Annotated in this window: 14 protein-coding genes; 12 read left to right on the plus strand and 2 right to left on the minus strand. The window is 44.5% G+C overall.

Going from position 1 to position 13,009, the window contains the following annotated elements; all coding sequences use genetic code 11:
• Window positions 1-3 precede the first annotated feature (3 nt).
• From KOE27_RS07100 to KOE27_RS07120, 5 genes are all read left to right on the plus strand, one after another.
• The gene (locus KOE27_RS07100; RefSeq protein WP_215238112.1) at window positions 4-384 is read left to right on the plus strand and encodes a DUF5618 family protein; all 381 of its coding nucleotides are present in this window, start codon (window positions 4-6) and stop codon (window positions 382-384) included.
• 18 nt (window positions 385-402) lie between these two features.
• Window positions 403-822 (plus strand): SufE family protein, encoded by a 420-nt coding sequence (locus tag KOE27_RS07105; RefSeq protein WP_215238113.1) that lies wholly within the window; start codon window positions 403-405, stop codon window positions 820-822.
• Between the two features lie 55 nt (window positions 823-877).
• Window positions 878-1,189 carry an SUF system Fe-S cluster assembly protein gene (locus KOE27_RS07110; RefSeq protein ID WP_215238114.1) on the plus strand — a complete coding sequence of 104 codons (312 nt, stop codon included), beginning with the start codon at window positions 878-880 and terminating at the stop codon, window positions 1,187-1,189.
• Between the two features lie 76 nt (window positions 1,190-1,265).
• Window positions 1,266-1,694, plus strand: a complete 429-nt coding sequence (locus tag KOE27_RS07115; RefSeq protein WP_215238115.1) for a BrxA/BrxB family bacilliredoxin — start codon at window positions 1,266-1,268, stop codon at window positions 1,692-1,694.
• A gap of 180 nt (window positions 1,695-1,874) precedes the next feature.
• On the plus strand, window positions 1,875-2,984 hold the full coding sequence (locus tag KOE27_RS07120; RefSeq protein ID WP_215238412.1) for a vWA domain-containing protein: 1,110 nt from the start codon (window positions 1,875-1,877) through the stop codon (window positions 2,982-2,984).
• 20 nt (window positions 2,985-3,004) lie between these two features.
• On the opposite strand, the gene KOE27_RS07125 is transcribed toward KOE27_RS07120, so the two are convergent.
• Both KOE27_RS07125 and KOE27_RS07130 read right to left on the minus strand, forming a co-directional pair.
• Window positions 3,005-5,479, minus strand: coding sequence for a PIG-L family deacetylase (locus tag KOE27_RS07125; RefSeq protein WP_215238116.1), 2,475 nt, complete (start codon window positions 5,477-5,479; stop codon window positions 3,005-3,007).
• A gap of 45 nt (window positions 5,480-5,524) precedes the next feature.
• Window positions 5,525-6,151: a 4'-phosphopantetheinyl transferase family protein gene (locus KOE27_RS07130; RefSeq protein ID WP_215238117.1), complete on the minus strand. Its 627-nt coding sequence runs from the start codon at window positions 6,149-6,151 to the stop codon at window positions 5,525-5,527.
• Window positions 6,152-6,265: 114 nt separating this feature from the next.
• On the opposite strand from KOE27_RS07130, the gene KOE27_RS07135 reads away from it, so the two are divergent.
• The 7 genes from KOE27_RS07135 to KOE27_RS07165 all read left to right on the plus strand — a co-directional run bounded on the left by KOE27_RS07135 (window position 6,266) and on the right by KOE27_RS07165 (window position 12,992).
• A complete protein-coding gene (locus tag KOE27_RS07135) occupies window positions 6,266-7,948 on the plus strand; it encodes a C45 family autoproteolytic acyltransferase/hydolase (RefSeq protein ID WP_215238118.1) in 1,683 nt (560 codons plus the stop codon).
• Window positions 7,949-7,965: 17 nt separating this feature from the next.
• The gene (locus KOE27_RS07140; protein WP_215238119.1) at window positions 7,966-9,228 is read left to right on the plus strand and encodes a phenylacetate--CoA ligase family protein; all 1,263 of its coding nucleotides are present in this window, start codon (window positions 7,966-7,968) and stop codon (window positions 9,226-9,228) included.
• Between the two features lie 31 nt (window positions 9,229-9,259).
• Window positions 9,260-9,877, plus strand: coding sequence for a hypothetical protein (locus tag KOE27_RS07145; RefSeq protein WP_215238120.1), 618 nt, complete (start codon window positions 9,260-9,262; stop codon window positions 9,875-9,877).
• Window positions 9,878-9,942: 65 nt separating this feature from the next.
• Entirely contained in the window at window positions 9,943-10,572 is a 630-nt protein-coding gene (locus KOE27_RS07150) for a hypothetical protein (RefSeq protein ID WP_215238121.1), read from the plus strand.
• Window positions 10,573-10,691: 119 nt separating this feature from the next.
• Window positions 10,692-11,420: a YdcF family protein gene (locus KOE27_RS07155; protein ID WP_229252675.1), complete on the plus strand. Its 729-nt coding sequence runs from the start codon at window positions 10,692-10,694 to the stop codon at window positions 11,418-11,420.
• A gap of 4 nt (window positions 11,421-11,424) precedes the next feature.
• Window positions 11,425-12,483, plus strand: coding sequence for a methyltransferase (locus KOE27_RS07160; RefSeq protein WP_215238122.1), 1,059 nt, complete (start codon window positions 11,425-11,427; stop codon window positions 12,481-12,483).
• Window positions 12,484-12,503: 20 nt separating this feature from the next.
• Window positions 12,504-12,992, plus strand: coding sequence for a hypothetical protein (locus KOE27_RS07165; RefSeq protein ID WP_215238123.1), 489 nt, complete (start codon window positions 12,504-12,506; stop codon window positions 12,990-12,992).
• Window positions 12,993-13,009 lie beyond the last annotated feature (17 nt).

The raw sequence follows: 13,009 nt of genomic DNA on the forward strand, positions 1-13,009 counted from the left end.
TATATGGATAACGCAATAACAGAAGCCCGGAGGTACCTCGACAATGCGCGGGAATTGCTCCGTGAAAAGGCGAAAAAAGAAGAAGGATATTATCAGGATACTAAATATGTAAAGCTTGCCGGCCATGCTGCTTACGATGGAATTCTGGTTGCACTGGATTCATATTTAGGTAAAAAGGATAAGGGAAGAAAACATGTGGACTGGTATAAGGGGCAGTTGTCTGTTCTGGATAGAAAACTGCTTACGTCTTTTGTTGCTGCCTACGACACCCTTCATCTTTCGATGAGCTATGACGGAAATCCTAGTGTGAAAGTTGCGAAAGCCGGATTGGAAGATGCTGAAACCATTATCACCTGGATTGAAAAACGGGTTGCGAATGCATAAATACAGGAAATTTCACCTATGACGATCAACGAAATACAAGACGATCTGATCTCGGACTTTGAACTGTTCGATGATTGGGAAAGTAAGTATGAATATATCATTGACCTTGGCAAGCAGTTACCCAAGCTTGACGAGCAGTATAAAACCGAAGAAAATATCATCAAGGGATGTCAGTCGCTTGTTTGGCTTCATGCTTATATGGATGGAGACAAGCTCAAATTCGATGCAGATAGTGACGCTATTATCGTACGTGGGTTGGTGAGCATGCTGGTGAAAGTGTTATCAGGGCATACGCCTGAGGAGATTTCCCGGACAAATCTTTACTTTATGGAACGTATTGGTTTACACCAGCACCTGGCACAAACACGGTCCAACGGACTGGCGTCAATGGTGAAACAGATGAAAGCCTATGCATTTGCATACCAGGCGGTGAACTGATCAGTGAAAAATTTGTTTGGATATCAGGAAGTAATAATTTTTAATTAACGGCAAAATGACTGAATCGGAATTACGTGAAGAAGTTGTAAGGGCAATCAAGACAGTGTATGACCCGGAAATTCCTGTGGATGTGTACGAGCTGGGGTTGATCTATGACCTTAAAATATTTCCTGTAAATAATGTTTATGTATCCATGACCCTCACGTCTCCTTCCTGTCCGTCGGCCGGGACTTTGCCGGGAGAAGTGGAACAAAAGATACGTGAAGTGGAAGGTGTCAATGACGTAAGCCTCGAACTCACATTTGATCCGCCATATAGTACCGAAATGATGTCGGAAGAGGCGAAACTGGAACTAGGATTTATGTAGGCAAACGATTGGTGAATTTGGCCAAAAAAGCGGTAAGCCGATATTTTTTATTTATAAACTTAAATTTTCAAAAAATATGTATCCCCCCCAACTTGTAGCTCCCATGAAAGCCGAGCTTGTTAATGCAGGTTTTCAGGATTTATCAACTGCTGAAGAAGTAGATAACTTCATGCAAAACACAAAAGGTACTTCTCTTGTTGTGATCAATTCCGTATGTGGTTGTGCAGCTGGTGCGGCTCGGCCGGGTGTGAGAGCAGCGCTTACCCGCAGCGATATCAAGCCCGATAACCTAGCAACGGTGTTCGCCGGATTCGACTTGGAAGCGGTAGCTAAAATGCGTGAGTATTGCCTGCCTTACCCGCCATCGTCGCCTGCGGTAGCACTTTTTAAAGATGGAGAACTGATCCATTTTGTTGAGCGCCATCATATCGAAGGCCGTTCGGCTGAAATGATCGCTCAGCATTTGCAAATGGCATTTGAGGAATTCTGTGCAGAAGAAGCATAAGGTAAAATATCCTGGCGCGTTTCAATTACGGAGCAGGTTTTTTTACTTTTCGTTCTTCAGAATTCATCAGGAAAACGGCTGCTTTCAACTATCGAGAAAGTAGCCGTTTTTTATTATTATAATTAAGGATGTTTGCTTAAATTTCATCCTGAGAATTCACTGGCAGATAAAGATACAGCTATGAGGGGGCACCTTTTTTCGAAATTCGTTCCGGCAGAAAGTACCGGAAATTCCAAATTTGAACAGTTATACGATATTTTCCAGCAATTGCTGCTCATGACTTCCGGGGATGTAAGCGAAGCTATGTCATGGCTGAGCGAGCTGGACCGTCAGTACAATTTAACCAATGATTCGTACGGGATCGGCGATTTCTTCGATGATCTCAAAAAGAAAGGATATATCAGGGAAGAGGCGGCAGATGGTGAAAAAAAGGTGATTATGACTCCTAAGGCTGAGAAGAGTATCCGGAAAAGTGCGCTGGATGAAATCTTTGGGAAACTGAAAAGATCTAAGTCAGGAGGAAACCACCATACCCCGCATTTGGGCGTGGGAGATGAATTAAGCAGTGATATCCGTGATTTTCAGTTTGGTGACACACTCGACCAGATTGCGATGACGGAGTCAATTAAGAATGCCCAGGTTAACCACGGGATAGGGGACTTTATGCTGATGGAAAATGACCTGGAAGTGGTGGAAAGGGAACAAAAAACCACTACATCGACCGTTGTGATGATCGATATCAGCCACTCGATGATCCTCTATGGCGAGGACCGGATTACCCCCGCTAAAAAAGTTGCCCTTGCTTTGGCTGAACTGATCAGGACCAAATATCCCAAAGATTCACTTGATATCATTGTATTCGGCAATGATGCCTGGCAAATTCAGCTGAAAGACCTGCCCTATCTTGAGGTAGGACCGTACCATACCAATACTGTTGCGGGTCTGGAACTTGCGATGGATTTGCTGCGCCGGAAGAAAACAAAGAACAAACAGATTTTTATGATCACCGACGGAAAACCAACCTGCCTGAAAGAGGGTATCCGGTATTATAAAAACAGCTTTGGGCTCGATCGCAAAATCATCAATAAAACGCTGACGCTCGCCGCGCAGGCACGAAAACTGGATATCCCTGTGACAACCTTCATGATTGCTTCGGATCCTTACCTGAAGCAATTTGTACAGAATTTCACACAGGTCAACAACGGACGTGCTTATTACAGTAACCTGCAGGGATTAGGCGGTTTTGTCCTTGAAGATTTTCAGCGCAACAGAAGAAAAAATATGAAGTGAGGTTTTCGGACCAGCTTCCCTTATTTTGTTTTACCTACTGAAATGATATTGGCAAATAGCCGGTAAGCGCCGGTAACCCCCGCGGGCAATTCCCTGAAAAAGGAAAGCCCGGTATAGATATAGTGCCCTTTCCCATAACGGGCATGTAGCAAAATGCCTTCTTTGCGTGTTTCATCCGTGTCGTTGCCGGATAGAAGTGCCTGATAGTGCGTTTTGTCCCATGTTTGGGCAAAGTACAAGCCGCGTTCCTGTATCCATCCCTGGAAATCTTTATCCGTAATTTTATTAGGAAAGTTGAAAAGCGGGTGTCCGGGGATCAGAAATTTCAGCTCGGCGTCTTCTTCGGCTATGCGGTCCCGGCCAGTCTGAAGCGGATAGGGGCCAATATCTTTTACTTTCTGGTCGCCGGGAATGGTGTACTGAACCACCAGCGTTCCCCCGTTTTTAACATAATCCATTAATTTGGACTGGTAATTAATCAGCCGGCTTTCCGTATTATAAGCCCGCACGCCTACCACAATGGCCTCATAAGCCGACAATTCCTTGGCCAGCTCAGCTTCGTTGAGCATTGTGACTTCACAGCCAATCTGCCGCAATGCGGATGGGACATCGTCACCAGCTCCGGCAATATATCCTATTCTTTTTACACTGGTTTTAACATCCACCCGAGCCAGTTTGGTCTCGGCCGGCGGGAAAATGGTTTGGGTTGGAATATGGCGGAAGCTGATAGTTTTCAGGGACTTATCATATACTGTTTCGCCGACTTTTGCGACTGCCTTTATGGTAACTTCTTGATATAAGGCCGGTGGTGTTACCTTGAAAACCTTATATTGCTGCTGATATTTTTCGGCAATAGCAAAGTCATAGGCCGTCGGATCGCTTTTCCAGCCAATAGGCAGGTCAAGTTTTAGCTGCCCCTTCATGCTGTCCCGCTGTGCCTGGATTGTAACACCGACAAACTTAGGAGTGGGGCTGGGGAAAATGAATACCGGTTCGTTGAGAGTGACCGTCATAGCGGGTCTCACCTCAAAAGGCCGGTAAATTTCACCTTCTGCCGGATCGTTAAATTTATAAACCCAGGGTTTGGTGTAAACGAATTCCTGTCCGTTTATTTCAAATTTAAATTCTGAAAGGGTTTTGGGCCGGTTTTCGGGGTATCCAATATCTTGCTGTTGGTCAATCTGAAACATACCTTTTTCAATCGGTTTTTCCAGCCAGTAGGGTTGTGTGGTTTTTATGTTTTGCGGTAAAATGGTGCTGACGGGTAAGCTGAACAGATCGTTATCCTCCAAAGACATATTAAAAGTACTGTCACGTTCTCTTCCCGTCCATTTAAGCGAAACCAGTTTTACCGGATACCCGGAGCGTTTAACGATGGAAATCTGAAAGTCTACGTTTTCTCCGGCGGTTGCCGAATAATTTTTTGGATTACTTTCAAACCATAAACCCAGGCACTGTACCAGTAAATGCTGTATTTCTGTTTTTTTTGTTTTTACATATATATTTTCTTCATCCAGTTGGTTCAACGCCGCGTTAATCTGCAGCAGTGCCGGGACCGACTTGACAGGCTCCGCAATTGAAAACCGGTCGATGGCATCAGAAATGAGCGCCTCTACTTTTTCGCTCCCTTTCACTCGTTTCCAGGATGTATCTATGTTGTCAAACAAGGAAACCTTGGCAGGTTCTCCGGTTTTGTGAAGGAAGTAATCAATTCTGGTGCCTCGCACCGGAGAGCTTCCAAACGCCTGACTTTTATGCATGCTGCGGCTTTCTGCCGCAATTTCGGTATAAGACTTGCCCAGAACAGTATTGTATCCTCCTATTTCAATGGAAATAAACGGAGTTTTTTCGTCGGTTGGTTTTTTATTGGTGAAACCGGGTGTGAAAGAGTTCCATACCAGCCGTTTAGTTTGCCAGGTTTTTACAAATTTTAATTGATCGGGATAGGCCTTTGGATCGGGAGCAAGGGCAAATGCTTCCTCAGCCAGATATGCCGAGGTCTGATGGTGCCCGTGTCCGGCACGCGGGTCGGGAGGGAATCGGGTAATGATCACATCAGGCTGAAATTTTCGGATCATCCACACCACATCACCCAGTACTTTATCCTTATTCCAGAATCGTAAAGTTTCATCACGCGTTTTAGAGAAGCCGAAGTCATAAGCACGGGAAAAAAACTGTTCGGCACCATCAATTCGCCGGGCTCCAAGTAATTCCTGCGTTCTGATGACCCCAATGTTATAACCTTGCTCCGGCCCGATCAGATTTTGCCCGCCATCTCCCCTGGTTAGGGACATATATCCCGTTCTGACCAGCTGATCCTTGGACAGATAGGATAACATCAGGGTGTTTTCGTCATCAGGGTGGGCAGCTATATACAGCACAGAACCGAGCACGTTCAGTTTCTTCAGATTCTGATAGATTTCGCCGGCAGAGGTTTGCGCGGATAATTTTGTGACGGCGGAAATAAGGATCAGGGAAAGTAATATTTTTCGCATAGCTACTTGAAACGGGCCGGTTTAATGTACTGCAATTTTCAGGAATCAGATTGTCCAGGTGAGAACATAATCACCGATTATCTCATACCCGATACTCACTGCTGTTTGCGCTTCCCGAATGAAAACATAAGCCTGCATTTTTCCAAATTGTTCCGGAACGAACCGACTTATTTTGATATCTTTTTTCAGATTGAGGCTGTCATCGCCAAAAAATTTAAATACAGACTCCTTTGCAGACCAGATCAGGTTTTGAACCACCACATCACCGTTTTCGGCCCATATCATTTCCTGTTCAGTCATAAAAAAATCAGCTCCTTTTATTACGGAGCTTCTCATTTGTTGAATATCAACGCCCGTTTGTCTGGTTTTTGAAAGATATAGGGCTGCGTAATTTGCTGAATGAGAAATAGATACGTGATATTCACCACTGAGAAGATATGGTTTGCCATTCGACTGGTAGCATATCTTTTCCGGTACGGGCATCATGTGTGCCAGCAGCTGACGCGTGGCAAGCCACTCCTTCCGGCGTTTTTCAGAAAATGGCTTCTTTGTTGCCAATTCTTCCTGTTCGGCTGCTATCAGGCCTTCCGTAAGCTCAGAGGCAGTTTCTGTTATTTGCCACAGGCTCAATATTCCCTCCGTACCAATTTTTTTTGTGAGAGCGATGCCCATTTTATTGTTAATTTTACACCCTGTTCCCGAAAATTTCCAAACCAGATCTTTCGGGAGTATCAGGAAAACGGTTGTGTTCTCATGCGGTTTCCTGCCTAAATATTTTACTAAATTATGTGGCCGAAAAATAAAGCTATTCGCGTTGTTCTGAAAGTTGTAAGTGTTGTATTGCTTGTTTCGGGTATTCTTTTCGGACTGTTCATCTGGCGGATAAAGGTACCAAGCCCTGACATTAAAAGTACAAAAACGGTTGAAAGTTATAGCCGTGTGCAAGTAGGGCCAGATCATTACACGGTTGGTAATTGCTGGCTCAAAAAGAACAAGTATGGTATCTGGGAAATGTATCTGGAAGGCGCACCGTATGAACGGGGCCTCATCTACGGGGTTCTGGCTAAGGAACTTATAGAGAAACAGGAAATCTATTTTGTTGACCAGATCAACGAGCTCATTCCGAACCGGTTTTTCCTGCAGATTATCAAAGGTTTTGTCGGCTGGTTTAACAAGGATATCTATAAGTATGTGCCAGAGGAAAATCAGGAAGAGATTTATGGGGTCAGTCAATCATTTTCGGATCAGTTTGACTATATCGGGCCTAAATATTACCGGATACTCAATTATCACGCGGCCCATGATATTGGCCATGCACTCACCGACCTGAATATGGTGGGATGTACTTCTTTTTCTGTTAATAACGGTTTATCGGCTGATTCCACATTGCTTATTGCCCGTAATTTCGACTTTTACATGGGCGATGCATTTGCTAAAGACAAACTCATTGTTTTCATGAAGCCCGACAAAGGGTATAAGTTTGCTTCTTACGCCTGGGCGGGTCTTACCGGCGTTGTTTCAGGGATGAATGAAAAGGGAATTACGGTTACACTGAATGCTTCCAAGTCGGATATCCCTTATGGCGCCAAGGACCCGATATCGCTGCTGGCACGCGAAATATTGCAATACGCCAAAAATATTGAGGAAGCAGTAGCTATTGCCCGCAAGCGGGAAACCTTTGTTTCTGAGTCGTTACTGATAGGCTCCTCGGAAGATAACAAGTCGATTATCATTGAAAAATCTCCCCAGAAAATGGATGTGTATGACTCAGGGAAAGATTACCTGGTATGTGCCAATCATTACCAGGGTGAAAGTTTTATCCGGGATTCGGTTAATATCATGAATATAAAAAATTCGGATTCCCGGAGCAGGTTTGAGAGAATGAATCAGTTAATGGAGCGTTCTTTTCCGATAGACGTGACGGAAGCAGCCGGGATACTGCGGGATAAAAATGGCGTAAACGACGAGTTTGTGGGATATGGTAATCCCATGACGCTGAATCAGCTGATCGCGCACCATGGTATTTTGTTCAAACCTGCCCAGAAAAGAATGTGGATATCTACCCCTCCTTATCAGCTGGGTACTTTTGTAGCTTATGATCTTCAACAGGTTTTTGCGTCCGGCGGGAAAGTCACCTCCGCAGAAGCATTGAATGTACCGCAGGATCCCTTTGTAGTATCACCTGATTTTGACAAGTATGAGGCGTTTAAAATGACGAAACAAAAGATCAATAAGTTTGTCATGCTGGGGATACCATTGGCACTGAGTCCTGCGGATGAAAAAAACTTCATTGACAAGAACCCGAAGAGTTACCTTCCTTATCTGGCTCTGGGAGATTACCATCAAGCAAAAAAAGAAAACGAAAAGGCTATCATTTATTACAATAAGGCTTTACAGCACACGGTGTCGTCTTTGAACGAGCGGCATGCCATTGTAGAAAAAATTAAAGCATGTAAAAAGGATAACTGATGCAATCCCTGACCCGTATGACTTCAGCAGAAATAACAGCCTTACAAAACCGGAAGCTCCAGGAGCTTCTTCAGTACCTCTCAGCCCGTTCGCCCTACTATCAGGAGCTTTTCCGGGAAAGGGATATCGATATCAGTACGATCAGAACTACTGCTGATCTGTCGCGGCTTCCTTTCACCACAAAAGACGACCTGGCCAGGAATAACGATGCATTCCTGTGCGTGGCAAAGTCGGACATTACTGATTTTGTGACCACCTCAGGCACCTTGTCTGATCCTGTGGCATTTTATCTGACGGATGCCGATGTGGACAGGCTTGCGCACAACGAAGCAGAGTCGTTCCGTTGTGCGGGTGGAACAGCCGGTGATATTTATCAGCTCATGACCACTATAGACAAGCGCTTTATGGCCGGGCTGGCTTACTGGATGGGTGCCCGAAAAATGGGAGCCGGTATCATCCGGGTAGGGCCGGGAGCACCTTTTCTTCAGTGGGAATCCATCCTTCGTTTTTCTCCCACTGTGCTCATCGCCATCCCGTCTTTTATTCCGAAACTTATTGACTATGCCGAAGCAAATGACATTGATTTCAGGTCCTCAGGAGTGAAATCGGTTATTTGTATCGGAGAGCCGATTCGCAACCCGGATTTTAGTCTGAACGAACTAGGTAAGCGGATCACTTCCAAGTGGGACATCCGGTTGTATTCCACCTATGCATCCACGGAAATGGGTGCGGCCTTTACCGAATGCGAACAAGGCAGGGGAGGCCATCTGAATCCCGACCTGCTGATACTGGAGGTGGTGGATGAAAACGGAAATGAGGTGAATGAAGGAGAACTCGGGGAAGTGGTAGTGACCACGCTGGGTGTTGAAGGCATGCCACTGATCAGGTATAAAACGGGGGACCTTTGTCATGTATACCACGCACCATGTGCCTGCGGGCGTGTCAGTACCAGGCTTGGGCCGGTTGTGGGACGCAAGCAGCAGATGATCAAGTTTAAAGGTACCACCATATTTCCTCCAGCGCTTTTTGACGTACTGGATATGGTCAGGGAAATAGATCTTTACCAGGTAGTCATATCCAAAAATGAGTACGGAAATGACGATATTACCATACTGCTTTCCATGCAGCTCCAGTCGGTATCTTTTCGGGAAAAATTGCATTCTTTATTCAAATCAAGACTTCGGGTAACGCCCGCTTTACAATTTATCACCGCTGAAGAACTTTCCTTTCGAATATACAAACAGGAGAAACGCAAACCTGAAAAATTAGTCTATATTTGACCAGTCTATTAACCAAAAAAATAAAAATAAAATGAAAAATGGTTTGTTATTAGCCTCTGTGATAGCATTTTCGGTGCTTGGGGCAGATCTGGCTCAGGCACAGCGGGTGGAGTTGCGGTCGGGAGATGTGACCGTGTTGTCAGGAGAAAAAACGGTAAATGTTGAGTACGATTACTCTAACTTCGGCGTCGGGAAATTCGCAACGGAACAGGAGTACCTGGATAAGAAAACGGCCGAGTACAATGCCAAGGAAGCCGGAAAAGGAGATGCCTGGAGAAAAGCATGGGTTGCAGACAGGAAAGAACGTTTTGAGCCTAAATTTGAAGAGTTGTTTAACAAGGGACTTCAAAGTAAAGGGCTGACGCTGGTTCAGGGGAGGCCGGATGCAAAATATACCTTCATTGTGCGGATACGGTTTGTAGAGCCAGGCTTTAATGTGGGTGTGATGCGGAAGAATGCCTACATTGATTTTGAAATTGACCTTGTGGAATCCGGCAATAAATCGGCCAAAGTGGCTGAAATGTTTTTAAATAATGTTCCTGGTGGTCAATTTGGAGGTTTTGACTTTGATACCGGCGTAAGACTTGCTGAAAGTTATGCTAAAGGTGGTAAAGTTTTGGCCGGATTTTTGGATAAGAAACTGAAATAAAAGCGGATAGTTCTTACTTTTGAATGGTCCAATCCTGTTGAAAATAGAAGCTCAATATTTTAATTATGAAAAAGTTATTACTTCTAGCCTTCGTTTTTACCGTTTCCCTGGGTGCCAGGGCACAGAATACCATGGCAGACTTGTTCAAGGGAAATACAAAAGTTGTTTTTCTTGGACTGGATTTCACGCAAGCCAAATACATAGGCAGCATAGGTTTCACGGATCCTGCGGCGATTAAAAACCAGCACATGGTGAGCTGGAACAGCTTGATTGAAATGGAACCAAAAAAGTTTTCTCTGGCAGGGCCATTGAAACTGAAAGAAGATCAGTATAGCTCCAGGGTTGAGGATATGACCCAGCTCAATAAGACTGTTAACGTAGAAAAGAACATTACAGAAGACAGTTATACGATCACGGAAGATCAGGTCAGGAAATCGGTATCGAGATATAGTTTAAGTGAAAAGGATGGAATCGGTATCGTATATGTGGTAGAGAGCATGAGCAAGACGGATGAAAAGCTTTCGGTTTGGGTAACTTTTATTGATCTGAAAACCAAAAAGGTTTTGCACACCGAAAAAATTCAAGGTAAGGCCGGTGGTTTTGGATTCAGGAATTATTGGGCGGGAGGTGTGGCCAACGTTAATAAGGCCGTTGGGTCCCGTTACAAGCAATGGAGTAAAACTTTCAACGGATAATCTCCGGACTGCATCACCAAAATGCGGTGATGATAAATAAAAAAACCGATTAGCAAGCTGTGGGCCCGTTCAAGCAAGGACAGATCCACAGCTTACTCTTTAACCGATAACCCACGTTCGTGTATAAAAGTGTCCTGGTAACTGCTTGTTTATTGGCTGTTCTGCTGAGCGGATGTAACAAAATTTTTTTTCGTTCCGCCGAAAAATCTTTTCAAAAGGGTATTAAGGATCAGCCCTATGACGCTATCATTGTACCCGGATATCCTTATAATGGATACAGCTGGGACAGGGTGCTGACCTTGAGAATATGCTGGGCCAAATTCCTGTATGACAAAGGATATACCAAAAATATCATTTTTTCCGGCGGCGCCGTTGCCACGCCGTACATCGAAAGCCGTGTAATGGCCTATTACGCTGAGGCTTTGGGGATACCTGCTGAAAATTTGTTTACCGAAGAAAGGGCTGAACACAGCACGGAAAACGTTTACTACTCCTATCGGTTGGCAAAGGAAAAGGGTTTTAAGAAAATAGCTTTGGCTACTGACCCTTATCAAAACGGCTATATGCAAAAATTTGTGAGGAAATATCAATTGCCTGTTGCATTTTTGCCGACGGTATTGGACACCTTGCGAAAACTGGACACACTGCAGCCATCCATTGATCCTAAGCCGGCATTAAAAGAAAATTTTGTAAAACTTTCGGATAGAGAAGGGTTTTTTAAGCGGTTCAGGGGTACCCTTGGCAGGTACATTGTGTGGCACGAAGAGGATCTGAAAAAAGAGAAATATAAACGAAGATATCGGGACAGGATGATTCCTGCCCGGGAATTAACCAGGGACGATAAATAACAGGATGAAAAAAGAATTGTCGGCGATTGATGCCAAATACGAAGCTCAGAAAATTGCGTTTGGCCCCATGTACTTCCAGGCAGTGATAGCCCTTCGGGATTTGGGGATACTGGAGTACATCAGCAAGCATCGGAAAGGTGTTGAAATTGATGCCATTGTGGCCAACCTGGACGTAACCGAATATGGTGTGAACCTGCTGATAGAGGCGGCCGAAATTCTGGGAGTGCTGGAAATTGAAGACGAAAAGGTGAAAATAACCAAAACGGGTTTTTTCCTGCTGAAGGACGAAATGACCAGGGTCAATGTCAATTTTATGAATGACGTATGTTACCTTGGCGCAAAGGCCATGACGGAAAGCATAAAAAACAGCAAACCCGAAGGCTTGAAAACGCTCGGCGACTGGCCTACCATTTACCAGGGACTGTCTATTTTGCCGGAGCCTGCCAAAACTGCCTGGTTCGAATTTGATCATTACTATTCTGACAATGCCTTTCCTGATGCTCTGAAAATTGTTTTTGAAAAGAAGCCCGGACTTATTTTTGATGTGGGTGGAAATACCGGGAAATGGTCGTTTGCATGTTGTGATTATGATCCTGAAGTGAGGATAAAAATTCTCGATCTTCCGGTGCAGATTAATGTGGCTAAAGGCAATGCAGCTGAAAGAGGATTGCTGGAGCGGATCGATTTCCATGAAATAGATTTGCTGGACAGCAGCCAGAAAATTCCCAAAGGGGCTGATGTGATCTGGATGAGCCAGTTTCTGGATTGTTTTTCAAAAGAACAGATCGTTCAGATTCTTAAAAATGCATGGCAGGCGGCATCCACGGAAACCACCTTGTATATCCTGGAGCCGTTTTTTGACAACCAGAATTATCCGGCCGCGCATTATAGTCTGGTAGCTACGTCTTTGTATTTTACAATCATGGCCAACGGGAACAGTAAAATGTACCGGATCGGAACCATGAAAGAGCTGGTGAGGCTGGCGGGCTTTGAAGTGGTTGAGACCTATCCGCTCATTGGTGACAGCTATCATACCATTCTTGAATGTAAAAAAGTACCTTGAAATTAATTGTAAAGTGAAGGATGAGACGAGCAGCGATACTTTTGGTGATTATGGCTCCCGTGATACTGAGTGCCTTCGCTCAGGCTACCATTGACAGGAATGATTACTACCAAATATTATCGTCTGAATCGGAACCTGGGATAGATGGAATGCTGAAGAAACTGGAAACGGAAAAGCAGTCTTCACAGGTAATGGCCTATACTGGCGCTATGCTCATGAAAAAGGCGGGCTTTGTAAAAGGCGTTAACGGAAAGGTAAAGACCTTTAAAAAAGGTGTAAGGTTGCTTGAAAGTGAGATTGATGCCAACCCCGCTAATGTCGAATACCGCTTTTTACGGCTAACCATTCAGGAAAATGCACCTCATATTTTAAAGTACAATCAAAACCTGGCGGGAGATAAGGAGGCCATCCTTACTTCGTACCGGAAACTGGATACCACTTTGAAAAATGTAATTGCGGATTATAGCCGGAACTCAAAGGTTTTGAAATTAACAGATTTGGAACACTAAGTTGTTCGGATACAGAT

The sequence above is a fragment of the Dyadobacter sp. CECT 9275 genome (genome assembly GCF_907164905.1).
GTDB lineage: Bacteria > Bacteroidota > Bacteroidia > Cytophagales > Spirosomataceae > Dyadobacter > Dyadobacter helix.